17 protein-coding genes and 1 pseudogene are annotated in these 25,808 nt (G+C 70.6%); 10 read left to right on the top strand and 8 right to left on the bottom strand.

Annotation, left to right across the window (positions count from 1 at the left end):
- Nucleotides 1–90: 90 nt before the first annotated feature.
- Nucleotides 91–555 (bottom strand): Lrp/AsnC family transcriptional regulator, encoded by a 465-nt coding sequence (locus ACZ3ZD_RS35165; RefSeq protein ID WP_467406872.1) that lies wholly within the window; start codon nucleotides 553–555, stop codon nucleotides 91–93.
- 113 nt (nucleotides 556–668) lie between these two features.
- On the opposite strand from ACZ3ZD_RS35165, the gene ACZ3ZD_RS35160 reads away from it, so the two are divergent.
- Nucleotides 669–2,309: a GNAT family N-acetyltransferase gene (locus ACZ3ZD_RS35160; protein WP_467406869.1), complete on the top strand. Its 1,641-nt coding sequence runs from the start codon at nucleotides 669–671 to the stop codon at nucleotides 2,307–2,309.
- A complete protein-coding gene (locus ACZ3ZD_RS35155) occupies nucleotides 2,306–3,073 on the top strand; it encodes a class I SAM-dependent methyltransferase (RefSeq protein WP_467406867.1) in 768 nt (255 codons plus the stop codon). Before ACZ3ZD_RS35160 ends, ACZ3ZD_RS35155 begins: the two co-directional genes overlap by 4 nt.
- Nucleotides 3,074–3,080: 7 nt before the next feature.
- On the opposite strand, the pseudogene ACZ3ZD_RS35150 reads toward ACZ3ZD_RS35155, so the two are convergent.
- Nucleotides 3,081–3,359 (bottom strand): annotated as a pseudogene (locus ACZ3ZD_RS35150) (TetR/AcrR family transcriptional regulator); the annotation flags it as partial.
- Nucleotides 3,360–3,445: 86 nt separating this feature from the next.
- On the opposite strand from ACZ3ZD_RS35150, the gene ACZ3ZD_RS35145 reads away from it, so the two are divergent.
- Nucleotides 3,446–3,997 (top strand): DinB family protein, encoded by a 552-nt coding sequence (locus ACZ3ZD_RS35145; RefSeq protein ID WP_467406863.1) that lies wholly within the window; start codon nucleotides 3,446–3,448, stop codon nucleotides 3,995–3,997.
- A 379-nt stretch (nucleotides 3,998–4,376) separates the two neighbouring features.
- Nucleotides 4,377–6,449 carry a putative Ig domain-containing protein gene (locus ACZ3ZD_RS35140; protein ID WP_467406861.1) on the top strand — a complete coding sequence of 691 codons (2,073 nt, stop codon included), beginning with the start codon at nucleotides 4,377–4,379 and terminating at the stop codon, nucleotides 6,447–6,449.
- Between the two features lie 119 nt (nucleotides 6,450–6,568).
- Here ACZ3ZD_RS35140 and ACZ3ZD_RS35135 read toward each other — a convergent pair whose 3' ends face one another.
- Complete coding sequence (locus tag ACZ3ZD_RS35135; protein WP_467406858.1) at nucleotides 6,569–8,005, bottom strand: RICIN domain-containing protein; 1,437 nt, start codon at nucleotides 8,003–8,005, stop codon at nucleotides 6,569–6,571.
- Between the two features lie 413 nt (nucleotides 8,006–8,418).
- On the opposite strand from ACZ3ZD_RS35135, the gene ACZ3ZD_RS35130 reads away from it, so the two are divergent.
- Together ACZ3ZD_RS35130 and ACZ3ZD_RS35125 are read left to right on the top strand one after the other, a co-directional pair.
- Nucleotides 8,419–10,758 (top strand): alpha-L-fucosidase, encoded by a 2,340-nt coding sequence (locus ACZ3ZD_RS35130; protein WP_467406856.1) that lies wholly within the window; start codon nucleotides 8,419–8,421, stop codon nucleotides 10,756–10,758.
- Nucleotides 10,759–11,036: 278 nt separating this feature from the next.
- Nucleotides 11,037–11,771: a FadR/GntR family transcriptional regulator gene (locus ACZ3ZD_RS35125; protein WP_467406854.1), complete on the top strand. Its 735-nt coding sequence runs from the start codon at nucleotides 11,037–11,039 to the stop codon at nucleotides 11,769–11,771.
- 26 nt (nucleotides 11,772–11,797) lie between these two features.
- Here ACZ3ZD_RS35125 and ACZ3ZD_RS35120 read toward each other — a convergent pair whose 3' ends face one another.
- Nucleotides 11,798–12,766, bottom strand: a complete 969-nt coding sequence (locus tag ACZ3ZD_RS35120; protein ID WP_467406851.1) for an expansin EXLX1 family cellulose-binding protein — start codon at nucleotides 12,764–12,766, stop codon at nucleotides 11,798–11,800.
- A 555-nt stretch (nucleotides 12,767–13,321) separates the two neighbouring features.
- On the opposite strand from ACZ3ZD_RS35120, the gene ACZ3ZD_RS35115 reads away from it, so the two are divergent.
- Nucleotides 13,322–15,550 (top strand): alpha-L-fucosidase, encoded by a 2,229-nt coding sequence (locus ACZ3ZD_RS35115; RefSeq protein ID WP_467406846.1) that lies wholly within the window; start codon nucleotides 13,322–13,324, stop codon nucleotides 15,548–15,550.
- Between the two features lie 188 nt (nucleotides 15,551–15,738).
- Nucleotides 15,739–17,337, top strand: a complete 1,599-nt coding sequence (locus tag ACZ3ZD_RS35110) for a lectin (protein ID WP_467406842.1) — start codon at nucleotides 15,739–15,741, stop codon at nucleotides 17,335–17,337.
- 144 nt (nucleotides 17,338–17,481) lie between these two features.
- On the opposite strand, the gene ACZ3ZD_RS35105 is transcribed toward ACZ3ZD_RS35110, so the two are convergent.
- Nucleotides 17,482–17,724 (bottom strand): DUF5302 domain-containing protein, encoded by a 243-nt coding sequence (locus ACZ3ZD_RS35105; protein WP_467406837.1) that lies wholly within the window; start codon nucleotides 17,722–17,724, stop codon nucleotides 17,482–17,484.
- Between the two features lie 103 nt (nucleotides 17,725–17,827).
- A complete protein-coding gene (locus ACZ3ZD_RS35100) occupies nucleotides 17,828–19,249 on the bottom strand; it encodes a DEAD/DEAH box helicase (RefSeq protein WP_467406833.1) in 1,422 nt (473 codons plus the stop codon).
- A gap of 334 nt (nucleotides 19,250–19,583) precedes the next feature.
- On the opposite strand from ACZ3ZD_RS35100, the gene katG reads away from it, so the two are divergent.
- Complete coding sequence (katG, locus tag ACZ3ZD_RS35095) at nucleotides 19,584–21,776, top strand: catalase/peroxidase HPI (RefSeq protein WP_467406828.1); 2,193 nt, start codon at nucleotides 19,584–19,586, stop codon at nucleotides 21,774–21,776.
- A 220-nt stretch (nucleotides 21,777–21,996) separates the two neighbouring features.
- Here katG and ACZ3ZD_RS35090 read toward each other — a convergent pair whose 3' ends face one another.
- On the bottom strand, nucleotides 21,997–22,665 hold the full coding sequence (locus tag ACZ3ZD_RS35090) for a cysteine hydrolase family protein (RefSeq protein ID WP_467406825.1): 669 nt from the start codon (nucleotides 22,663–22,665) through the stop codon (nucleotides 21,997–21,999).
- Nucleotides 22,666–22,832: 167 nt separating this feature from the next.
- On the opposite strand from ACZ3ZD_RS35090, the gene ACZ3ZD_RS35085 reads away from it, so the two are divergent.
- A complete protein-coding gene (locus ACZ3ZD_RS35085; RefSeq protein ID WP_467406820.1) occupies nucleotides 22,833–23,522 on the top strand; it encodes a M24 family metallopeptidase in 690 nt (229 codons plus the stop codon).
- Nucleotides 23,523–23,528: 6 nt separating this feature from the next.
- Here the strand turns inward: ACZ3ZD_RS35085 and ACZ3ZD_RS35080 are convergent, their stop codons facing one another.
- Nucleotides 23,529–25,646 carry a SpoIIE family protein phosphatase gene (locus ACZ3ZD_RS35080; protein WP_467406816.1) on the bottom strand — a complete coding sequence of 706 codons (2,118 nt, stop codon included), beginning with the start codon at nucleotides 25,644–25,646 and terminating at the stop codon, nucleotides 23,529–23,531.
- Nucleotides 25,647–25,808: the final 162 nt, after the last annotated feature.

Here is a 25,808-nt window from a genome sequence, read left to right as displayed (position 1 = left end):
CCTCCGCCTTGCAGCTGCACGCACCAGACCCCGCTCGGGTCAGCCGAAAGGCACCGCCGCCCCAGGCCGACCTGATCCGAAAGAAAGGACCTAGTCGGGCGCGGGAAGGCGTGCCGGGGCCGTGTCGCTCACCTGCTGGAAGATGACCGAGGTGCGGAAGCCGGTGATTTCACCGCGCTTGCTGAGCCGGTCGGTCAGGAAGGCGTGCAGGTGGTCGAGATCCTGCACCGCGACGTGAAGGAGGAAGTCGTCGCCTCCGGAGAGCACGAACACGTGGAGGACTTCCGTCAGGCCGCTGGCGAAGACCTTGAAGGCGTCGATGACACCGCGGCTGAGGGGGCGTACCTGAACGGACACGAGCGCCTGGACGCTGCGGTTGAGGGCCGCGGGGTCGATGTCGGCGTGGTAGCCGCGGATGACGCCCCGGCGGTGGAGCGCCCGAACGCGCTCCAGACAGGTCGAGGGGGCGATGCCGAGTTGCCGAGCGAGTTCGCGGTTGGACTGCCGCGCATCTGTCTGGAGGAGCCGGACAATCTCCGAATCAAGTTCGTCCATGGTCGGCAACCATAGCCCATCTTCACTCAAACGTTCGGTTGAGATCCTTCCCCATCAATCGTTCGTGCAGCATGGCTGCATCTCACCGAACAAAGAAAGGGGGAGGCGGGCTCATGCTCGATCACGAGCAGGTCGCTGTCCGCACCGGTCGCCGCTCGGGCCTTCCGGTGATCGTGGCCGTTCACTCCACGGCACTCGGTCCGGCGGCCGGCGGCCTACGGCTCTGGCACTACCCCGACTGGCGGGACGGCCTCACCGACGCCCTTCGCCTGTCGGCGGCGATGACCTCGAAGTTCGCCGTCGCTGGGCTGCCCAGCGGTGGCGGGAAGGCCGTCGTGGCACTACCGGAGGGGAGGGAGCTCGATCCCGGCCGGCGCCATGACGTGCTGCGTGACGTGGCAGATGTCGTCGACTCGCTGGGCGGGGCGTACTCCACCGGACCGGATGTCGGGACCGGCCCCGACGACATGGCGGTGATCGGGGAGACCACCCCCCATGTGTTCTGCCGGCCGGTGCGTCTGGGCGGCAGCGGCGACTCCTCCCCGCACACCGCGCAGGGGACGCTCGCCGCGCTGCGGGCCGTCAGCCGACGGCTGTTCGGCAGCGCGAGTCTGGACGGCCGCAGGCTCGCCGTGGTCGGTCTGGGCCGCGTCGGCGCCCACCTCGCTCGCCTGCTGGCCGGCGAGGGAGCCGTCCTGACGGTGACCGACATCGACCCCGGCAAACGGAGGGTCTGCGACGAGCTCGGCGCGGTCTGGCGGTCGCCCGAGGAGATCCTCGCCGCTGACGTGGACATCGTGATCCCTGCGGCCCTCGGCTCCGTCCTGACCAGGCGGACCGTGGCGGAGCTGCGCTGCCGTGCCGTGGTCGGGCCGGCGAACGACCAGCTCGCCACCCCCGACGTCGCAGACCTGCTGCACCGGCGCGACATCACCTGGGTGCCGGACTACGTCGCGAGCGCGGGAGGAGTCATCAACGCCGTCAGCACCGAACTCCACGGCGCCAGTGCCGACGAGGCCCGCGCTCGGGTCCGCGCGATCGAGGACACCGTCGACGACCTGCTGGAGACCGCGCGACGCCGCGACCAGGCCCCGGCGCAGGCGGCGAGCGAGCTGGCCACGCGCCGCCTGCGCGCCGCCTCGGCCCCACCCGGCTCACCCACGGCGTCGTTACGGCTGCGGGCAGCGGGGCCCGGCAATGCCGAGAACATGGCGCTGCTGCACGCCGACAGCTGGCGTCGGCACTACCGCGGCGCGTACTCCGACGCGTTCCTGGACGGCGACGCGGTGGCCGACCGGAGGTCCGTCTGGTCCTCGCGCCTTTCCGCCCCGAGTGGTGGCGGCGCGACGGTCGTGGCCGAGGACGACACCGGGATCGCGGGGTTCGTCCACGTCGTCCTCGACGAGGACGGCCGTTGGGGCAGCCTTGTCGACCATCTGCACGTGATCCGGCACCGACGGCGGACGGGCCTCGGCACCGCGCTGCTCTCCCATGCCGCGCGAAGGGTCGTCGAACGCGCGACGGGCGACGCCCTGTACCTGTGGGTGCTCGAACAGGACACGGCGGCCCGGGAGTTCTGCCGAGCCCTGGGCGGGACCTGCGTCGAGAGGGCGCCGGTGTCACCCCCGGGTGACGTACCGTCCAGGCTCACGGGCTCCCCCGCCAAGCTCCGCTTCACCTGGCCCGACGCCTCGCTGCTCACGCAGACCGGCCGACGACGTGGCGCACCGACACCCCGGAGGAACACACCATGACCACCGAGACGGGTACCGCCGTCGCCCACTACGAGCGGCTGCTCGCCGAGCACTACACCTGGATGCTGGGCGGCGACGTCCACGAGGTCGCGGACCGGCAGGCCGCGCTGCTCGCGGAACTCGGCCTGGCGGGTGGCGAAGACTGCGGCACGGCCATCGACCTGGGGTGCGGTTCCGGTGCGCAGACGCTGGCGCTGGTCCGCCTCGGCTTCTCTCCCGTGATCGCCGTCGACAGCAGCCGCCGGCTGCTGGACGAGCTCGTCTCCTCGGTGCGGAACACCGGGGCGGCGGTGCGGCCGGTGCACGGCGACATCCGCACCGTCCTGCCCGAGGCGGCCGAGCCGGGCACGGTCGCGGCCGTCGTCTGCATGGGCGACACGCTGACCCACCTCCCGTCCAAGGCGGACCTGCCCGTGCTGCTCGGCCGCATCACCCATGCCCTCCTCCCGGGCGGGCACCTCGTCGTCACCTACCGCGACCTCACGGCGGAGCCGCGCGACACGGACCGTTTCCTCCCCGTCCGCAGCAGTGACGACCGGCTGCTCACCTGCTTCCTCGAGTACCGCGACGAGGACACGGTGATCGTCCACGACCTGCTCCACATCCGGACGAACGGCTCCTGGCAGCAGCGGGTGAGCAGCTACCCCAAGCTGCGGATCGCATCCTCCCGGCTGGTCGAACAGTGCCGTTCGGCGGGACTCGACGTCCGCCGCGACACCGCCGACTCCCGGGGCATGCGGATCCTGCACGCCGTGAAGCCCTGACCGGCGTTCACGCCTCTTGCACGACGCCCGCGAGGACGGTGGTGACGACCCTGCCGAGGGCCGCGGTGTCCGGCGGGGTGCCTTCCCGGTCGGCGAACAGCAGATGCGCCGCGCCGACCAGCGTCGCAGCGAGCGTGTCGACGTCCGCATCGGCCGCGAGGCGCCCCAGCTCGCTCTCGCCGGCGAGGTAGGAGGCGATCACGGCCGTGGCCTCGGTCAGCACCGGTACGCCGGTCGGCGTGGCCTGGCGCAGCCGGGCCCGCAACTCGTCCCGGGAGATGACGAGACGAGGCGATGGGCGGCGAATTCACGATGCGGTACGCGACCGTGGCGGTCACCGCCGCACGGACCGACACGAGCTGAAGGGCGGCCATGAGCGAACCCACCAGGAGAGGCGAGCTGTTCCGCGGCGCCGACAGCGGTCGCAGGTTCACCGGCCCGACGACCGGCGACGAACGGCGCATGCTCGTCGACGTCCTGGGCGCCCAGCGCGCCACGCTGGAAGTGAAGTGCTCCGGACTGGGCCCCGAGCTGTCCGTGCGGTTCGTGGAGCCGTCCACGCTCTCGCTGCTCGGCCTGGTCCGGCACCTCGCCGATGTGGAACGCCGCTGGTACCGCCGGGTACTGGCCGGACAGGACGCGCCCGCTCTGTTCTCCTCGACGGCCGACCCCGACGGGGACTTCGACGGCGTCACGGACGACCCGGGGCTCGTCGCAGCGGCGTGGAAGGCCTGGCGGACCGAGGTGGCGTTCGCCGAGCGGTTCGTCGCCGAGGCACCCGACCTGGACGTCGAGGGCGTCGACTCCTGGCGCGGAACCGTGTCGCTGCGCTGGGTACTCCTCCACATGATCGAGGAGTACGCCCGCCACAACGGCCACGCCGACCTGCTCCGCGAACGCATCGACGGAGCGATCGGCCTGTGAGGCCCGGACAGCCCGGCCGCACGGCGAGGCAGACGCGGTGATCCAGGCCGCAGGCCGGAGTCCTTCCCCTCCGGCCCTCCGTGCCTGGTGACGCCCCCTCAAGAACAAGCCCCCGGCCGAACCGCAGGAACGTCTCGCCGTGCCCAAGCCTTATCCGGAGGCAAGCCGACTTCCTGCCAAGACCTATGAAGCGGTAAAGAATCCCCTCCGGCACTGTCGGCCGCCATCGAGGCGGAGTTACCTTCCTCTCACGTTCCGTCACGCACATCACCATCCGTGTCGGAATGTCATGTCCATGACTGCATCACCGCCGCTGTGCACGTCACGGGCCTGCCCACCCAGGGCGAGAACCCCCACTTCCCGATGGAGGCAGTACCCCATGCGTGAGTCACGCCCCAACAGCCGGAGACGCAGCCTGCGAAGACTCGTCGCCGTCGCTTTCCCCGCCCTCTCCCTAGCCGTCGCCGGGCTCTACGCGGCACCTTCGGCCGGCGCCCAGGCCGCCGCAGCGCAGCCGCACCTCTCCAAGGTCACGCAGAACGCCAAGGCGCTGACCGACCCGAGCCGGCAGACCTACCACTCCACCGGCAAGGCCGGCCAGAAGGTGCCGACCCGGCACCTGTGCGCCACCGCCAAGCCGGGCCACGCGTCCTGCTTCGCCCAGCGCCGCACCGACATCAAGCAGCGCCTGGCCTCGGCGCTCGCCGCCGCCGCGCCCTCCGGCCTCTCCCCGGCCAACCTGCACAGCGCCTACAACCTGCCCACCGCGGCCGGTTCGGGCATGACGGTCGGCATCGTGGACGCCTACAACGACCCGAACGCCGAATCGGACCTGGCCACCTACCGCTCCACCTACGGCCTGTCCGCCTGCACCAAGGCCAACGGCTGCTTCAAGCAGGTCAGCCAGACCGGTTCCACCACCTCGCTGCCGACCAACGACAGCGGCTGGGCCGGCGAGGAGATGCTCGACATCGACATGGTCAGCGCGGTCTGCCCGAACTGCAGCATCGTCCTGGTCGAGGCCAACTCCGCGAACGACACCGACCTCGGCATCGCCGAGAACGAGGCCGTCTCCCTCGGCGCCAAGTTCGTCTCCAACAGTTGGGGCGGCTCCGAGTCCTCGACCCAGACCAGCGAGGACACCCAGTACTTCAAGCACCCGGGCGTCGCGATCACCGTCTCCTCCGGTGACTCCGCCTACGGCGCCGAGTACCCGGCGACGTCCCAGTACGTGACCGCCGTCGGCGGCACCGCGCTGACGACCTCCTCCAATTCCCGTGGCTGGAGCGAGTCGGTGTGGCACACCAACTCCACCGAGGGCACCGGCTCCGGCTGCTCCGCCTACGACCCCAAGCCGAGCTGGCAGACCGACACCGGCTGCTCCAAGCGCATGGAGGCCGACGTCTCGGCCGTCGCCGACCCGGCCACCGGTGTGGCGGTCTACGACACCTACGGCGGCTCCGGCTGGGCGGTCTACGGCGGCACCAGCGCCTCTTCGCCGATCATCGCCTCGGTCTACGCCCTCGCGGGCACGCCCGGCGCGAGCGACTACCCGGCGAAGTACCCGTACTCCCACACGAGCAACCTGTACGACGTCACCAGCGGCAACAACGGCAGCTGCTCCCCGTCGTACTTCTGCACCGCGGGCACCGGCTACGACGGCCCGACCGGCTGGGGCACCCCGAACGGCACCGCCGCGTTCACGTCCGGCGGCGGGGGCGGCGGCAACACCGTGTCCGTCACCAATCCCGGCAGCCAGTCCACCACCACCGGAAGCTCGGTCAGCCTGCAGATCAGGGCCACCGACAGCGGCGGTGCCGCGCTCACCTACAAGGCCACGGGCCTGCCCACCGGCCTGTCCATCAACAGCTCCACCGGCCTGATCTCCGGCACCGCGTCCACTGCGGGCACCTACCAGGTGACGGTCACCGCGACCGACTCCACCGGTGCCTCCGGCTCGACCTCCTTCACCTGGACCGTCGGCTCCGGCGGGGGCGGCGGCTGCACCTCCTCCCAGCTGCTGGCCAACCCCGGCTTCGAGTCCGGCAGCACCGGCTGGAGCACGACCAGCGGTGTCATCACCAACGACAGCGGTGAGGCCGCGCACAGCGGCTCCTACAAGGCGTGGCTGGACGGCTACGGCTCCTCGCACACCGACACCCTGTCCCAGTCGGTGACGATCCCGGCCGGCTGCAAGGCCAGCCTGACCTTCTACCTGCACATCGACACGGCGGAGAGCGGCAGTACCGCTTACGACAAGCTGACCGTGACCGCCGGCTCCACGACCCTGGCGTCGTACTCGAACGCCAACGCGGCGTCCGGCTTCAGCCAGAAGACCTTCGACCTGTCCTCGCTCGCGGGTCAGACGGTCACCCTGAAGTTCAACGGCGTGGAGGACTCCTCGCTGCAGACCAGCTTCGTCGTGGACGACACCGCCGTGACGACCAGCTGACCCGTACGACCTGAGCCTGCGATCCCGCACGCGGAAGCCGTCCGCGTGCGGGATCGCCATGCGGTTCGCGGTGACCGGGCGGCAGAGCCGCCGCCAGGCCCGGCTCAGCGTCCGGGCCGTCACGTGCTGCGCTTCTGGAACTGCTGGTTGGTGCCGGTGCCGCAGGGCCACTGGATGAGGCGGGAGCCGTTGGCGGTCGCGGCGTCCTTGATGTCCAGGCATCTGCCGCTGTGCCGGGCGACGAGGCGGTCGTAGCCGTTGCCCTGGTCCTGCAGCAGCCACTGCTGGTTGGTGGCGCCGTTGCAGCGGTACTGGTTCACGTAGGCTCCGTCCGCCGTGGAGGCGCCCGAGACGTCCAGGCACTTGCCGCTGTGCTCGGCGATGACCTGGACGTAGCCGCCGCCGGCGTCCGTCAGCCGCCACTGCTGGTTGAGGCCGCCGTTGCAGTCGTACTGAAGGACGACCGCGCCGTCGGCGGCGGAGTTGTCCGAGACGTCGACGCACCTGCCACTGTGCCGGGCGACGAGGGAGAAGGAGGGGTCTCCGCCGGCGCCGGTGACCGTTCCGGCGGCCGTGTCGAGGGAGACCTGCGGGTACCACGGCAGGTCCATGGTCGTGCCGGTGGGGAAGGTGAGCGGCAGCCAGACGTACTGGGAGTCCTCGACCGTGCCGCCCATCGAGTTGCCCCACCGGTCCCCCATGTACAGGTACGAGGTGCCCCCGGTGCCCTGGACGGGGAGGACGAAGGCCGTCTGGGAGCCGTACGCCGTGTCGTTGCCGACGTCCGTCATGGCCGTCCACGGGCCCGCGAGGCTGGTGGCGGTGGCGTACCTCTGCTGGTTCGGCTTCCAACCGCTGTTGGCGGAGGTGAGCATGAAGTAGACGCCGCCCCGCTTGAACAGCGCGGGAGCCTCGCGGTAGGTGCCGGGCCACGGGTTGGCGACCAGGCTGTCGACCCCGGTGTAGTCGGCCGTCAGTCTGAAGATGTCGAGGTCGGCGTTCTCGTTGGCGGAGGAGACCAGGTAGGCCGTGCCGTCGGTGTCCTGGTACAGGGTCAGGTCGCGCGAGGTGATGCCGAGCGGCCGGAAGCTGCCCAGGTAGGTGTAGTCGCCGTCGACCGTGTCCGACACCGCGACGGCGGTGCGGGCCTGGGTGTAGTCGGTGGCAAGTTCCTTGTGCATCCACATGACGTACTTGTGGGTGGCGTTGTTGTACACGACCTTCGGCCGCTCGATGTTGGCGGAGGCCAGCTCGGCGGCGCTGCTCCGGGTGAGGACGTTGTTGCGGAACTCCCACGTCTTCAGGTCGGTGGACCGGTAGACCGAGACGTACCTGAAGGAGTTGTCGGGATTGCGGTTCTCGCCGAACCAGTAGTAGTACGTGCCGACCTTGATGACGCCCCCGCCGTGGGCGTGGACCACCGCGCCGGTGGTGTCGGTGAACTGGGTCGCGTTGGTGACGGTGACGGAGGCGGCCTGCGCGGGTGTACCGGCACAGAGAAGCCCGAGCGCGGTCAGGAGGACGGCCGACAGGAGCAAGCGGACACGAGGGAGCATGGGGTTCCTGGCTCCTCACAGGTGGCGGCTCATCCCACCCAGAGACTTGGATAAATGTCAGAAGCTGTGCGTTTCTGCTGGAGCACCGTAGGGCCCGGCGGGGATCCCGTCAACGCTGTCGACGGATCCGACCCGAACGCCGCGGATCTGAGCCTTCCTCAGATTCATCCGATGTCCGACTCGTCGAGCGAGGACTTCTTCGGCGCGCTATCAGCCAGTTCGCAAGAAGCCGTGTCACAACCCTAGACACAAGCGCCACGCATATTCGTTAATCCATCCTATGTATTCGGGGAAGAGTGAGGCAGGTGTCGGCGTGCTCATGGCCCCCGGGCCCACCGGCCGCCCCGCGCCGCCGCCTCGCTCGACGTCGCCGACCACGGCGAGCCTCTGACAATCCAACAGGAGGAACCACGGTGCCGGAATCCCTCTCGCGCAGGTCGGTTCTCGCCGGCATGGCGGCCATGACGGTGGCCGCCGCGGTCGGCTCCGTCGGGGTGGCGACGCCCGCGTACGCCGCGACGGCCGACCCCCTGCCACTCCCACCCCTGCGCATCCCCAAGACCGACATGGGCCTGGAGCAGCAGCCCGACTCCAGGATCCAGTGGCTGCAGGACGCCAAGCTGGGCATGTTCATCCACTGGGGCGTGTACTCCGGCCCGGCCAAGGGCGAGTGGTGGATGCACAACGCGCCCGTCACCCCCTCCGACTACCGGAAGTACGTCACCGACGCCACCGGTGAGCAGTTCACCGCCGATGCCTACGACCCGGCCGCCTGGGCGCAGTTGGCGAAGGACTTCGGGGCGAGGTACGTGACGCTGACGACCCGTCACCACGACGGTTTCGCCCTGTGGCCGGTGAAGCACCCGGGCAGCTGGAACTCCGGACAGGCCCCGCTCACCCGGGACTTCGTCAAGGACTACGTCGCGGCCGTACGGGCGGCCGGCCTGAAGGTCGGCCTCTACTACTCGCCGATCAACTGGCGCTACCCCGGCTACTACGACGTCCACGGCACCGACTGCGCGCCCAACCCCTGGAACTACACCACCGACCCCGCGCACAAGGAGAACGCGCGGATCATGAAGACCGAGGTCTACGAGTCCGTCAAGGAGCTGGTCACCCAGTACGGCACCATCGACGACCTGTGGTGGGACGGGGGCTGGCTGGCGGAGAAGGGCAGCGACGCCGACGCCGCGTTCTTCTGGGAGCCCGGCCAGTACCGGGACACCGCCAACCAGTGGCCGGTGGACGCCGGTTACGGCGAGACGGACGCCGACGGCAGGCCGCTCGGGCTGATGGGCATGGTGCGCAAGCACCAGCCGGACATCGTCGCCAACCTGCGGTCCGGCTGGATGGGCGACTACGTCAACGACGAGGGTCCCTCGGTACCCACCGGGGCGATACGCACCGGCAGTCTCACCGAGAAGGTCTTCACCGTCGGCAGCTCCTGGGGCTACAACTCCGACGGCAAGGTGATGAGCTACAGCACCGCCATGAACATCCTGGTCAACTGCTGGGTGCGCAACATGACCGCGATGGTCAACGTCGGTCCGGACCGGCACGGCACCGTCTCCTCGGGCCAGGCGAACCTGCTGCGCCAGATCGGCACCTTCATGACCGCCTGCGGCCAGTCCGTCTACGCCACGCGCGGCGGCCCGTGGAATCCCGTCGACGGCCAGTACGGCTTCACCTGCAAGGACAACACCTTCTACATCCACCTCCTGCCCGGCTACGGCGGCACCTCCTTCACCACCCCGTCGATCGGGGACGCCCAGGTCACCCGCGTCTTCGACGTGCGCTCCGGCGCCAACCTGCCGTACACCGTCGGCGGTGACGGCCGGGTCGCGATCACCGGCGTCGACCGCACCACCCATCCGCAGGACAGCGTCGTCGGCGTCACGCTGGACCGCTCCGTGCAGCCGGCCGACATCGCGGCCGGCAGGACCGCCACCGCGGACAGCGTGGAGAGCTCCAAGGGCCACGACGCCGCCGCCGCCGTGGACGGGTCCACCTCGACCCGCTGGTGCGCGAACGACGGCAACACCGGCCACTGGCTCAAGGTCGACCTCGGCTCCACCCGCTCCCTGACCGGCACCCGCATCGCCTGGGAGAGCGACAACACCAACTACCGGTACCGGATCGAGGGTTCCACGGACAACACCACCTGGACCGTCCTCGCCGACCGTACGGCCACCACCGGCACCAGCCAGGTCCAGGTCGCGCAGTTCCGTGCACAGGCGCGGTACGTGCGGGTCACCGTCACCGGACTGCCCTCCGGGGCGTGGGCCTCCATCCGCAACCTGGAGGTCTACGACCGGCCCTTCGCCGCGGACCTCGGCACCTTCAAGCTGGTCAACCGCAACAGCGGCAAGGTGCTGGACGTCAAGGACGCCTCGCCCGACGACGGCGCCCACGTGATCCAGTGGCCTTGGACCGGTGGTACCAACCAGCAGTGGAAGCTGCTGCCGAACGCCGACGGTTCCTACCGGCTGGCCAACGTCAGGAGCGGCAAGGTCCTCGAGAGCCCCGGTGGTTCCGCCCAGGGTACCGACCTCGACCAGTCGACCGACACCGCCGGCGACAACCAGTGGTGGAAGCTGGTCCCCTCCAGGAGCAGCGGCTACTACCGGCTCGTCAACGTCCGCAACGGCTGGTGTGCCGACGTCAAGGACGCCTCGCCCAACGACGGTGCCTCCGTGATCCAGTGGCCTGTCGGCGACGGCGCCAACCAGGACTGGCAGATCGTCGCCCTCTGAACGGCGGCCCGCCCGATCGAAGCGTGCACCGGCGCCTGTGCGCGCCGGTGCATGTCTCTTTCACACCTCTGCCGGGAAGGGCAGCAGGCGATCGCCTCCCCCCTCGGGCACCCCGCTATCATCAGCGTCACCCTCGGTATGCGGAACCCGGAACAGGTGGTACGGAACGTGGAACTCCACCGTCGGCACCTCCCCGACGGCCTCAGGGACGGTCTCCGCGCCCAGGGGCTGATCAGATCGGACGTGCCCACGGCGAACGCTGCCGGAGGGAGTTCGCGGTGTCTTTGACGGACAGGGCCATAGCGCAGATCCGCGAGCTGATCCGCACCGGTGCGCTGCCCCCGGGCTCGAAGCTGCCGCCCGAGCAGGATCTGGCGGCCCAGCTGGGGCTGTCCCGCAACCTGGCCCGTGAGGCGGTCAAGGCGCTGGCCGTCGCCCGCGTCCTGGAGGTCCGGCGAGGCGACGGCACGTACGTGACCAGTCTGCAGCCGAGCCTCCTCCTGGAGGGTCTGGGCGGCGCCGTGGAACTCCTGCAGATCGACTCGGGTGCCCTGCGGGACCTCATGGAGGTACGACGGCTCCTCGAACCGGTCGCCACCGCCCTTGCGGCCGCCCGGATCACGAACGAGCAGCTGGCCGAGGTGAAGCGGCACCTGGAAGCCATGCGCGAGGCCCGGGACGACGTCGAACTGCTCAACGCCCACGACGCCGCCTTCCACCGCGCCGTCATCTCGGCCACCGGCAACGAGACCCTCCTCACCCTCCTGGAGGGCATCTCCGGCCGCACCCTGCGCGCCCGCATCTGGCGCGGTCTGGTCGACACCCAGGCCTCGGCCCGCACCCTCGCCGAGCACCAGGCGATCTTCGACGCACTGACCACCCGCGACGCCTCCCTGAGCCAGGCCGCCGCACTGCTGCACGTGAGCAGCACCGAGCAGTGGCTCAGGGAACACCTGCGCTCCGGCGAGACGCCCCCACTGGGACGTACTTCGCCGGCGGAGTCGCCGCACTGACGGATCAGGGCCTCGCGTGGCGTGGGTCAGTGCTGGGCGAACTGGACGCCGGCGGGCTGGACGGCGTTCGGTCTGATCGCGATGCCGTTCACGGTCAGCTGCTGCCCGTAGATGTCGGTGATCCGGATCGCGCCGCCGCAGCCGGTGCCGTCGGCGGACAGGAAGTAGTCGTAGGAGGTGCGGCCCAACCGCCGCCAGCCCGCCGGGGTGCGGACCTCCAGTGCCGCCACCGGGTTGCGGTGGCCGAGGACCTGGATGCCACACCAGTACGGGCTGGAGCCGGTCTTGTAGCGGACCGAGAGGGTGCCGGGGTTGGCCGGGCTGACCAGGTTCCAGGTGATCGCGATCCGGCCGAGATGGAGGTCACCGAGCTGGGAGAACGCCTGCCGGCTGAGGTCGATCTGGCCGGGCGCGCAGGGCAGCGGGCACTCGTTGGTGATCCGGACGGTGACGGAGCGGCCGTTCGCCGCCCGGACGTGCACGTACGCCCCGCAGGCCCTGGCCGTCTCGTAGTCGGTGGTGTTCATCGCCCCGATCATCATGTCGGAGCTGGGGCCGAACCCGCAGGCACCGTCCCCGACGCCGGCATCGTACGCGGTGGCCACACCCTGGTAGTCGGTGCCCGGCTTGATGCGTCCGGCGAGCGAGGCCGTGGTGGATCCGGTGTTCGCCGCGGGTGTGGTCCTGGCCGGTGCGGGCTTCTTCTTCACGGTGGTCCTGGACGGCTTCGGGGAGGCGGTGGCCGCGCTCCGGGACGCCGACGGCCCCGGGGACGCCGTCCCCTTCGCGGACGGGGTGGACAGCGGATGCGCCGCGTCCGCCGTCGCTTCGCCGGCGGCGACGGTCGTGCTCGCCGCCGCCCTCGCGTCGGACTTGCCGTCGGGCAGCAGGGCCATCACCAGGCAGACCACACTCGCGGCGACCAGTGTCAGCGTGCCCCACATCATTCTGCGCTTGCGCCTGCGCTCCCGCGCGACCTGCCTCGCTGTGCTCATGTCCGTCCGTTCCGAGGAGAGCGATGGATGGTTCACTCCTCAGTGGCCACCGCTCGCGAAAAGGTTGCCGAACCCCGGACGGTTCAGCGTTTTCCCGAAGAGGCGCCTCGTTGTGCGCCCCTCCCCGCCATCACATCCACCAGGATGACGCACAACCAAACGCAAAACTCAGGAAACGGGTTCACAACCACACAGTCAAGAGTTCCGACAGCGCCTCAATGACCAGTGCGAGACGACACCTCCCGCCCTTGAGACATCCTATGTTAGTTACGCCAGTTGCGTGTCGTGACTCTTGACCGGCCCGTCCCGCAGGGGCATGCTCCCCTTGCATCAGCAAGGGCATCGGCGAGTTGACCCCAGCGCGTCACGGTGAGGACAGCGGGACGCACCTCACCGTATCCATCCCATGTATCACTCCACTGCCGTCACCTCGACGCCAGCAGGCGTTCCACGGGGAGGCGCTGCAATGCAACAGAACCGAACATCGGGGTCGGCGCACCGGAGTCGGTGACTCCCGGCACGGACGGGCACCCGCCCGCGACGAAAGGTTCCGCCATGACCATCAGCAGACGTGTGTTCCTGTCGAGCGCCGCCGGTGTCGTCGCCGCCGCGACGGCGAACCTCACACTCGGTACGGCGAAGGCGCTGGCGGCTCCGTCGTCGTACTCGCCCACGTGGGCCTCGGTGGACCAGCACCCGCCGGCGCCGGAGTGGTTCCAGGACGCCAAGTTCGGGATCTACTTCCACTGGGGTGCCTTCAGCGTCCCGGCCTACGACAACGAGTGGTACCCGCGGAACATGTACATCCCGGGCACGGCCGCCAACAGCCACCATGTCGCCACCTACGGCGACCCCTCGGTGTGGCCGTACAACAACTTCCTCGACGGAGCCCGCGACAAGCAAGGCAACTGGGTTCAGTTCGCGCCCAAGTTGGTCTCCCAGGGCGGCAGGTTCGACCCGGACGCCTGGGCGCAGCTGTTCGTGGACGCGGGCGCGAAGTTCGCCGGGCCGGTGTCCGAACACCACGACGGGTTCTCGATGTGGGACAGCTCGGCCAACGAGTGGAACTCGGTCGAACACGGCCCGGGTCTCAACCTGCTGGCCCTGTTCCGTGACGCCATCCGCGGCAAGGGCCTGAAGCTGCTGGTGGCCATGCACCACGCCTACAACTTCAACGGCTACTACGACCACGTACCCGTCCAGCCGACCACCAGCCTGAGGAAACTGTACGGGCAGCTCGACACCGCCGTGGAGAACCAACTCTGGTACGACAAGCTCAAGGAGGTCGTGGACCTGGCCCAACCGGACGTCCTGTGGGAGGACTTCGACCTGAGCCTGGTCGACGAGAAGCAGCGGCTGAACTTCCTGTCGTACTACTACAACCAGGCCCTCTCCTGGGGCAGAGACGTCGTGGCCACCTACAAGGACGGCTACAACACCAACGGCGAGATGTTCGACTACGAACGCGGCGGCCCGGCCGACATCACCACCCCGTACTGGCTGACCGACGACAGCGTAGGAACAAGCAGCTGGTGCTACACCGTCGGCATGGGCTACTACTCCAACGCCCAGATGGTGCACTCGCTGATCGACCGGATCAGCAAGAACGGCAACGTGCTGCTCAACATCGCCCCCATGGCCGACGGCACCATCCCCCAGGCCCAGAAGGACGTCCTGCTCGGCATCGGCGACCACCTCAAGCGGTTCGGCGAATCCCTTTACTCCACCCGTGCCTGGACCGCCTACGGCGAGGGCCCGACGAAAATGGGCGGAGGTTCCTTCACGCAACCCGTCGCCGGGACGAACAAGGACTTCCGGTTCACCCGCAACAAGGCCGGCACCGTCCTGTACGCGACGGTCCTGGGCTGGCCCGGCAGTTCCACGACGATCACCACCCTCGCCGGCGGACGCATCGACCTCGGATCGCTGAAGTCCGTGCAGCTGCTGGACTCCCACAGCGGCTCGTACGTCGACCTGCCCACGCCCACGCAGAGCGGCGACGGCCTGCACATCAGCCTGCCGTCGTCCTCGGCGCCGTTCAGCGCTCTGGCGTACGTGCTGAAGCTGACCTTCTCCGGCCAGATTCCGGCGCTCTCCCCCGTCGGTGTCGTCGGCGCGTACAGCGACGTCCGGTACGGCGGCTCGGCAGCCCGGCTCGTGCTGGGAAGCTACACCGCCGCGCAGCTGCAGAGCGCCGGGATGGCCGCCAGGACGATCTCCTCCCTGAAGGTGCCCGCCGGCTACCAGGTCGTCGGCTACTCGGGGGACAACTTCTCGGGGACGTCCTGGACGATCAGCGCCGACACCCCCGACCTGCGCGACACCGGCAACAACGACGCCATCACCTCGCTGAAGGTGATCTTCGACCCGAAGGCGTACTTCCGCGTCACCAACGTCACCGACGGCCTGGCCCTGGACAGCGCCGGCAACGTGTCCTCCGGCAGCAACCTCATCCAGTGGACCTGGAACGGCGGCTCCAACCAGCAGTGGCAGGCCATCGACCTGGGCAACGGCTACTACCGCCTGGTCAACCGCACCAACGGCATGGCCGCCGACGGCTGGGGCTCCACCGGGGACGGTTCCCCGGCCCAGCAGGCCCCCTGGAACGGCGGCACCAACCAGCAGTGGCAGATCACCGACCGCGGCAACGGCTGCTACAGCATCGCCAACCGCACCACCGGCCTCGTCCTCGACGGCGGCGGCAGCGTCGCCTCCGGCTCCGTCACCAAGCAGTGGCACTGGACCACCAGCACCAACCTCCAGTGGACCTTCACCGCGCTGTGACGCGTGCGGGCCGGGGCGGACGGAACAGGCCGTCCCGGCCGGTCATCGCCCGTGCCCGTCCTGTCATCGCCCGTGCCGGGCCGGGTGAGCGCCCGTGCTCGGCCGGGTCAGCGTCCATGGCCGAACCCACGTCCACGGCACACGACCGCCCGGGCGTGCGTCCCCCACCCAAGCCCCAAGGAGCCCAGATGAGAAGAGCAGTTACGACCGGACTCCCCGAGTCCGGGCGCGGCGGCGTCCACCGGCGGATCGCGGCCGCGTTACGACGCCTCAGGCCCGCACCGGCCCCGACCCCGGACCGCTCCGCGCCTGCCGGGCATCGCCGGGTGGGCGTATGGGGACGCGCCGGGGCCGCGGCCGTACTCGTGGGCGGTGCGCTGTTCGGCGCCACGGCCACCGCGGCCCCGGCACAGGCGGCGAGTTCGCTCCCGTGCGACCTGTACGCCGCGGGCGGTACGCCCTGTGTGGCCGCGCACAGCACGACACGCGCGCTGTACTCGTCGTACAACGGGCCGCTCTACCAGGTGCAGCGCTCCTCGGACAACGCCACGCGCGACATCGGTGTCCTGTCCGCCGGCGGTTACGCCGACGCGTCCGCCCAGGACTCGTTCTGCGCGGGCACGAAGTGCGAGATCAGCGTCATCTACGACCAGTCCGGCCGCCGCAACCACCTCACCAGGGCCCCCGCGGGCGGGTTCAACGGCCCCGGCCCCAACGGCTCCGACGCCCTCGCGGACGCCACCGCCGCACCGGTCACCGTCGCGGGCCACAAGGCGTACGGCGTCTTCGTGGCGCCCGGCACCGGCTACCGCGACAACCACACCGAGGGCATCGCGACCGGTGACCAGCCCGAGGGCATGTACGCCGTCCTCGACGGCACGCACTACAACGGCGGTTGCTGCTTCGACTACGGCAACGCCGAGACCGACAGCCGGGACGACGGCAACGGCACCATGGAGGCCGTCTACTTCGGCAACATCCGGGCCTGGGGCACCGGCGCCGGCAGCGGCCCCTGGATCATGGCCGACCTGGAGAACGGACTGTTCTCCGGAAGGAGCACCGGCAACAACCCGGGCGACCCGACCATCAGCAACCGGTTCACCACGGCGATCGTCAAGGGCGAGTCCAACCACTGGGCGATCCGCGGCGGCAACGCCCAGTCCGGCGCACTGTCGACCTTCTACGACGGCGCGCGCCCCGACGCCTCCGGGTACAACCCGATGAAGAAGCAGGGCGCCATCATCCTCGGCATCGGCGGCGACAACAGCAACAGCTCCGCCGGCACCTTCTACGAAGGCGTCATGACCTCCGGCTACCCCTCGAACGCCACCGAGGACGCCGTCCAGTCCGACATCACGTCCGTCGGGTACACCGCCTCGTCCAGCGGGCCGAGTTCGGGTGCGCTGCACGCGGTCGGCGCGGGCAAGTGCCTCGACGTGCCGTCGTGGTCCACCACCCCGGGCACCCAACTGGACGTCTGGGACTGCAACGGCGGCTCCAACCAGACCTTCACGCACACAGCGTCGAACGAGCTGACGGTGTACTCGGGCTCCTCGCAGCTGTGCCTCGACGCCGCCGGTTACGGGACCACCCCGGGGACCAAGGTGCAGACCTACACGTGCAACGGGCAGGCGAACCAGCAGTGGAGGTTCAACTCCGACGGCACCGTCACCTCGGTGGCCTCCGGACTCTGCCTGGACGTCACGAACGCCTCCACCGCCAACGGCGCCCCGACCCAACTGTGGACCTGCAACGGCGGCAGCAACCAGCGGTGGACCCTGGGCTGACCCCACCTCACCGGCCCTCCGCGTGGCGGCAGCAGTCGTTGCAGCCTCCCTGGGCGGGGAGGGGCAACGCTGCCGCGGCCGCGGTGACGGGTCCTGCGGTCACACGGCGGAGCGCCGGTGAGCGGCGGACCCGGACCCGAGGGCTCAGCCGCCGCTCTTGCGCCTGAACGACCGCTGGCTCGCGGCCGGGCCGTGTGCCGCGCGGACCTTCGACGCGTCGGGGTTGGCGGCGGTGTCGGCGGCGTCCGCCTGCGCACCGCGCTTGCGCGCCAGGGCTTCGCGGAACTTGCGCTTGAGGTCGTAGTTGCCGTCGCCGTCCGGCGCCACGGAGGACGCCTCGGGGACAGCCGGCTCCGTACCGTCCGTGGGTACGGGTTCTGCGGTCATGGTGACCTCCTGGGTTCGGGGTGGGCAGGCACAGCTTGTCATGCCGGGCGCGGTGCGGGGCGCCGGCGGCCTCGTCCCGCTCCGTTTTCGCGAGGTGTCCCTCTCACGAACCGGCGTTGCGACGCACGAGCGCGGCCTTGCGGGCCTCGGCGAGCTTGCGGGCCTCGGTGGTCCTGCGGGACCTGCCGCCGGTGCCGCGGGAGGTGTCCTTGCTGGTGCCGAGGCCGCGGAAGGGAGCGTTGGTGTTCTTGGGCCGGGGGACGGCGGGGCCGCCGTCGAGCGGGATCCCGGAGGGAGCCCTGGCGCCGGTGATCCGGCTCAGCTGCGCCTCGCCCGAGCGCACCTTGGTCACGGTCGGTTCGATGCCGGCGTCGGCCATCATGCGGCTCGTCTCCCGGCGCTGCCCGGACAGGACGAGCGTGACCACGCTGCCGGACTCACCGGCACGGGCGGTGCGGCCCGCCCGGTGCACATAGTCCTTCGCGTCGGTGGGCGGATCGACGTTGACCACGAGATCGAGGTCGTCGACGTGCAGGCCGCGGGCCGCGACATCGGTCGCCACCAGCACGCTGATCTGCCCGTCCTTGAACTGCGCCAGGGTGCGGGTGCGCTGCGGCTGGGACTTGCCGCTGTGCAGGGCCCCGGCGTGCACCCCGCTGGCCCGCAGGTGCCGGGTGAGCTGGTCGACGGCGTGCTTGGTGTCGAGGAACAGCAGGACGCGGCCGTCGCGGGCGGCGATCTCCGTGGTGACGGCGTAGCGGTCGGGGCCGTGGACGACCAGAAGGTGGTGCTCCATCCTCGACACCGTGCCCGCGGACGGGTCGACCGAGTGGACGACGGGGTCGTGGAGGTAACGGCGGACCAGCTGATCCACGTCGCCGTCCAGGGTGGCCGAGAACAGCATCCGCTGACCGTCCCGGTGCACCTGGTCGAGCACGTCGACCACCTGCGGCAGGAAGCCCAGGTCGCACATCTGGTCGGCCTCGTCCAGCACGGTGATCCGCACCCGTCCCAGGCGGCAGGCGTTGCGCTCGACCAGGTCGTGCAGGCGTCCGGGGGTGGCGACGACCACCTCGGCGCCCTCGCGCAGCGCGCCGATCTGCCGGCCGATCGACAGGCCGCCGACGACCGTGGCCATCCGCAGCCGCAGTGCCTCGGCGTACGGCGCCAGCGCCTCGGTGACCTGTTGGGCCAGCTCCCGGGTGGGCACCAGGATCAGCGCGAGCGGCTGCTTCGGTTCGGCGCGCCGCCCGGCCGTGCGTGTCAGCAGCGGCAGGCCGAAGGCGAGCGTCTTGCCCGACCCGGTGCGCCCGCGCCCCAGCACGTCGCGCCCCTCCAGGGCGTCGGGCAGCGTGGCGGCCTGGATCGGAAAAGGTTCCCGCACCCCCTGCCCGCTCAGGGTCCGCAGCACCTCCCCCGGCAGCCCCAGATCGGCGAAGGAAACGGCCGGGGACGGCGTCGGGGCGGTGGCCCCGGGCCGGGCCGGACCGCCGTGAGCGATACCGGAGTCATCGGGATGCTTCATGACCAGCCTTCCGCGAGGAAACGTACCGAGGAAGGCCCGGCAGGAGTGAAGGGCCCACGCACCGACGGAACCGGCCGACCGGAACCGCCCACCGCGACGACCACGCAAAGGGGTGACAGTAGCACAGGGCGCAGAGGGCCCCGCGCTCCCGGGCGCCAGGGATCCCGGCTCTTTCTCCGCCCCCCTTTCTCTCGCCCCCTTTTTCCTCCCCTGTCACACGGAATGCCCTGCGTGTTTCATAGAGGTGTGGTCCGCCGTGCGCGACCATACGAACGCGGTACAGCGTGTTTTCCATGGCGGCAGAAGGAACAGCGAGACAGGAAGAAGGACGGGCATGTCCGGCAGCGAGAGCGAGAATCCAGCAATCCCTTCACCGACGCCCACACCGACTCGGCGGCCCAGGACGAACCGGGACTGGTGGCCGAACCAACTGGACCTCCAGGTTCTGCACCAGCACTCGCCCCGGTCGAATCCGATGGACGAGGACTTCGACTACGCGAAAGAGTTCGCGACCCTCGACGTGGACGCGCTGAAGCGGGACGTCTTCGAGGTGATGACGGCATCCCAGGACTGGTGGCCCGCCGACTACGGTCACTACGGTCCGCTCTTCATCCGGATGAGCTGGCATGCCGCGGGAACGTACCGCATCGCGGACGGCCGGGGCGGTGGCGGCAGCGGCGCGCAGCGCTTCGCGCCCCTTAACAGCTGGCCGGACAACGCGAGCCTGGACAAGGCGCGCCGTCTGCTGTGGCCGGTCAAGCAGAAGTACGGCCGGAAAATCTCCTGGGCCGACCTCCTGGTATTCGCCGGAAACTGCGCCATGGAATCCATGGGATTCAAGACCTTCGGGTTCGGATTCGGCCGGCAGGACATCTGGGAACCCGAGGAGATCTTCTGGGGGCCCGAGGACACCTGGCTCGGGGACGAGCGCTACAGCGGCGACCGGAAACTCACCGGTCCTTTCGCCGCCGTACAGATGGGACTGATCTACGTCAATCCCGAGGGGCCCAACGGAAACCCGGACCCGATGGCCGCCGCCCAGGACGTCAGGGAGACGTTCGGGCGCATGGCGATGAACGACGAGGAGACGGTCGCACTCATCGTCGGCGGCCACACCTTCGGCAAGTGCCACGGCGCGGTCGACCCGAGTTACATCGGCCCGGAACCCGAGGCCGCCGCCATCGAGCAGCAGGGTCTCGGCTGGCGGAACACCTACGGCACCGGCACCGGCCCCCACGCGCTCACCAGTGGCCTGGAGGGCGCGTGGACCACCGAGCCGACCCGGTGGGACAACGGGTACCTGGACAATCTCTACGGGTACGAGTGGGAGCTGACGCGCAGTCCCGCCGGCGCCCACCAGTGGACCCCGTCGGACCCCGCGGCCCGGGACACCGTACGCGACGCCCATGACCCGTCCAAGCGGCACGCCCCGATGATGCTGACGACGGACCTCGCGCTGAAGGTGGACCCGGTCTACGGCCCGATCACCAAGCGGTTCCACGAGCACCCCGAGGAACTGGCGGTGGCGTTCGCCAAGGCGTGGTACAAACTGCTGCACCGCGACATGGGGCCGCGCTCGCGGTACCTCGGCCCGTGGGTTCCCGAGCCGCAGCTGTGGCAGGACCCCGTTCCCGACGTCGATCACGAACTGGTCGGGGACGAGGACATCGCCGCCCTCAAGAGCCGGGTCCTCGACTCGGGCCTCACCGTCCCCCAGCTGGTCACCACGGCCTGGGCGTCGGCGTCGAGCTTCCGCGGCACCGACAAGCGCGGCGGGGCGAACGGGGCCCGCATCCGGCTCGCGCCGCAGAAGAGCTGGGAGCTCAACGACGTCCCCGAGGTGACCGAGGTCCTGCGGACGCTCGAAGGGATCCAGCAGGACTTCAACCGCTCCCAGACGGGCGGTAAGCGCGTCTCGCTCGCCGACCTGATCGTCCTCGGCGGGTGCGCGGCCGTCGAGCAGGCCGCGCGGGACGGCGGGTACGACATCACGGTTCCGTTCGCGCCGGGGCGTACGGACGCCTCGCAGGAGCAGACCGACGCCGAGTCCTTCGCCGTACTGGAGCCCAAGGCGGACGCCTTTCGCAACTACCTTCCGGCGGGCGAGAAGCTGTCCCCGGAGACCCTCATGCTGGACCGCGCCAACCTGCTGACGCTGACCGCTCCCGAGATGACGGTGCTGGTCGGCGGCATGCGGGCCCTGAACACCGGCTTCAGGGGATCGCCCCACGGTGTGTTCACCGACCGGCCGGGCGTCCTGACCAACGATTTCTTCCGCAACCTGCTCGACATGGGCACCGAGTGGAAGGCGTCGGCCACGGACGAGAACGTGTTCGAGGGCCGGGATCGCGCCACCGGCGAGGTCAGGTGGACGGCCACCGCCGTCGACCTGGTCTTCGGTGCGCACTCCCAGCTCCGAGCCGTCGCGGAGGTCTACGGGTCCCGGGACGGGGGCGACAAGTTCGTACGCGACTTCGTGGCGGCGTGGGACAAGGTGATGAACCTCGACCGGTTCGACCTCGCCTGAGCCGGCGCCCCCGCACCGGGCCGGCCGCCGGCCCGCACACGAGGCCGGGTGGAGTGCGTAGGTGCGGCTGGTGCGGGAGGGGCAGGCGAGCGGGATCACGCGCGGGGCCGGAGGAAGCGTCCCCGGCTCCGCGGCCGCCGGCTGAGCGACGGCACCACACCGGCGGACACCGCGAGGGCTCCGGGAACACGCATCCTTTCCCGGGGCCCCGCCGCTTCCCTCAGGCCGTCTCGGCCAGCCGCTTCTCCAGCGTGGCCGTGTCGAGGATCTCCACGCCGATGCCCGCGAGTTCGGACAGGGCCGCGTCCGTCACCCGCGAGACGGCGTCCCGAACGAGTGCCACCCGGAAGTCCCGCTCGGACGCCTCGATGATGCTCGCGCGGGGGCAGTTCGGCAGGTTGCACCCGGCGAACACCAGGGTGTCGACGTGGAGTTCACGCACCAGTTCCTCCAGGCACGTGCGGTAGAACGCACCCCAGCGCGGCTTGAAGACCGCGTGGTCGTACGGCCCCAGCCGCTGCGGCCGGCCCGACAGGAGCAGCTCGGCGTCCAGGGCGGGCGCTCCCTCGGGCAGGAGGCCCTCGGCCGGTTCACTGCCCGGCGTGCCCGGCGCCACGATCCGCGCTCCCGACTCCAGCAGGCGCCGCCGTACGAGATCGGCGTCGGCCCCGTCCTCCTCGTAGAGGCGCACGATGTGCACCACCGGACGCCCGGCGGCACGGAAGGCGGACGCGGTCCGCGCCAGGGCGGGAAGGATCTCCGTGGTGCCCGGTACGCCGTACGGGGCCTCGGACAGGAAGTCGCGCTGCACATCGATGGTGACGAGGGCGGACGTCGCGAAGCGCGGTGCGGTGTACGGGTCCGGATGGCCGGGCTCAACCGTCGTCATGGTCCGATGCTACGCGGCGGCCGTACGGCAGGGCGTGCGCCGTCGGGGAGCCGCGGGGGCCGGACCGTCGCCTTCGTGCGAAGCGACGATGACCGGGGCGGCCGGCCACGCGGCTGAGCACCGTCACGAAGTTGCCGCGGATGATCCAACCGGTTAGTTTCGGCGCCATGGCGGATGACGAACCCACGCGCGCGGCACGGCTGCTGGACGCCCAGGCGAAGGCCGAGCGGCTCTTCGCGGAGATCGAGGAGCGCGGGCTCGTCGTCCCGGGACAGGGCGAGCGGGAGGTCAGCGACCGCGTCCGGGACCTGGCCAACGAGCTGTTCGGCACCACACGGCACTGGCACAAGCGGATCGTCCGCTCGGGCCCGAACACGCTCCAGCCGTACAAGGAGAACCCGCCGGACCGGATCATCGGCGCGGACGACATCGTGTTCGCGGACTTCGGGCCGATCTTCGAGGAGTACGAGGCCGACTTCGGGCGCACCTTCGTCCTCGGCGACGACCCGGTCAAGCAGCGCCTCCGGGACGACCTGCCGAAGATCTTCGCGGCCGGCAAGCGGTACTTCGCCGAGCACCCCGACATCACCGGGAAGCGGCTGTACGCCGAGGTGGAGCGGCTGGCCGGCCAGGCCGGCTGGGAGCTGGGCGGCTGGCACGCCGGGCACCTGGTGGGCGAGTTCCCGCACGAGAAGATCGACGGCGCGGACACGGAGTCGTACATCACCCCCGCCAACGACACCCCGCTGCGCCGCACCGACAGGACCGGCCGCACCTGCCACTGGATCCTGGAGATCCACCTCATCGACACCGAGCGGCAGTTCGGGGGCTTCTACGAGGAGCTGCTCAGCCTCTGACCCCCGTCACCGCCCTGCCCGGAGTTGCAGCAGGAGCAGGGCGACGTCGTCCGCGCGCTGCCCGATGGTGCCCGTCTCGCTCACGAGGTCCTCGATGAGCAGGTCCAGGTCCCGGTCGTCGGCGCGGGCGAGGTGCCGGGCGAGGCCGGCGATGGAGTCGTCCAGGTCGACGCCGGGCCGCTCCACGAGACCGTCGGTGTACAGGGCGAGGATCATGCCCGGGACGAGCGGCATCTCGGTCACGGGATACGCGGCGCCGAGGACGATGCCGAGGAGCGGTCCGGGTGGGACGGCGACGGGCCGGGTGTCGCCGCCGGGAAGCCGCAGCAGGGGCGGCGGGTGGCCGGCGCTGGCCAGGGCCACACTCCGGCGGGAGAAGTCGAGGCGGGCGTAGAGGCAGCTGGTGAACAGGTCGGAGTCGAAGTCGGCGAGGAGCCGGTTGGTGTCGGCGAGCACCCGGTCGGGGGGCGCGTCGAGCGCCGCGTGGGCGTGCACGGCGGTACGGACCTGGCCCATGAGCGCGGCGGCGGCCGCGTTGTGGCCCTGCACGTCGCCGATGACGGCCGCGGCGACGGTGTCGCCGAGGCGGATCAGGTCGTAGAAGTCCCCGCCGATGTCCATGCCGCGGGTGGCGGGCATGTAGCGGGCGGCGACGGTCAGGCCGTCGATCCGGGGCAGGGTGTGCGGGAGCAGCGCCTTCTGGAGGTTGTGGGCGAGTTCGTGTTTGGTGTCGTACAGGCGGGCGCGGTCGAGGGCCTGGGCGATGAGCCCGGCGAGCGAGGTCATGACGGCTCGCTCCTCGGCCGGGAACTCGTGGGGCCGGCTGTACGACAGGACGCAGCAGCCGACCGGTCGGCCGGAGACGATCAGCGGGAGGAAGGCCCAGGCGTGGGCGCCGCTGATGCGGGGCGCCTCCGGGTAGCTGCGCCGTATCTCGTCCCGGTCGGCGAAGAACGCCGGGACGCCGGTGCTGAGGGCGCGTCCCGCCGGGGTGAGGGCGGTGTCGAGGGGCAGGCCGTCGAGGCGCTCGACGGTCTCGGCGGAGTAGCCGCTGTGACCGGTGATCCGCAGCCGGCCGCCCTCCGCGGTCGACAGCACCAGTCCCTGGGCGCCGAAGGCGGGCATGATCTGGTCGGCGACGAGGTCGATCACGTCCTGGACGCCGACGACCTCGGTGAGGGCGGCGGCCAGGTGGGTGAGCTGGTAGAGCTGGCCCACGCGGGCGGGTGTGACCGTGTTCGTGGACCGGTGGACCCGTGCGGGCGGGGGTTCCTCGCCGGTGCTGACGATGCGGACGCTGATGCCGCTGGCGTCGGGGTACAGGTGGAACTCGAGCCACTGGTCCGGCGGGCGGTGCGCGGTGAAGGCGACCGGTGACCGGCTGATCACCGCGGCGCGGTAGCGGTCCTCGTAGACGGGGTCGTCCAGCCAGCGCAGGGAGTGCCACGGCTGCGTGCCCAGCAGCCGGCCGGCGTCGACGCCCAGCAGCTCGCAGGCCCCGGCGCTCAGGAAGGTGAAGCGCCCCTCCAGGTCGAGCGCGCAACTGCCGCCGGGCAGCCGCTCGACGAAGTCGGCGAGGGCGGACTCCGGGCTGGTGGACGGGCGGCCGGTGCCGGCGGGGACAACCCGTGGACCACTGCCGGGCGTGGCCGGGGAGCCGCGATCGGCCGCCTCCTCCAGCGTCCGTGCCACCCGCCGGCAGCTGGACGCGATGTTGGCGCGTTCCCGCCCGGTCATGTACGGCGGCCGGGTGGCCGGCCACATCAGCAGCAGGGCGCCCCACCGCCGGACGCCGGTCACGGGCGCGGCGACCAGCGCGAACGGGTAGGGCAGCACCATCGCGGTCCGCGGATACGTCCGGACCATCTCCTCCTGGTCGCCCACCCACACCACCCGGTCGTCCCGGACCGCGTCCGCCACCGGTACCGGGGCGGCCAGGGAGACCGTCCACCAGGGGGCGGCCAGCTCGGCGCCCACTCCGCACACCGCGTACAGGCGCAGCAGCCGCTCGTCCGGTGCGAGCAGGTACAGGGCGCCGATGGAGGCGCCCGTGCGGCGCACCGTCTCGGCGATGACGTCGTCCAGCTCCGTGCTGTCAGCGGCCGGACGGCCCGTACTGGTCACCAGGCACCTCCAGCATCGCTGGGGGACCCCCATGGCTGCGTAGGGCAAGGTTATGCCCATCCGCGGCGCCGGGCACGCGTGCTGCTTCCCGGCTCTCCCCTGCCGTCCCGGTCCTCCCCTGCCGTCCCGGCCGGCTTGTCCCGCACCATTGTGTTGCTCCTT

This window comes from Streptomyces sp. NPDC023481 (assembly GCF_055560195.1).
The sequence above is the reverse complement of the archived record's forward strand: the minus strand, read 5'-3'. Positions and strand labels throughout refer to the sequence as shown.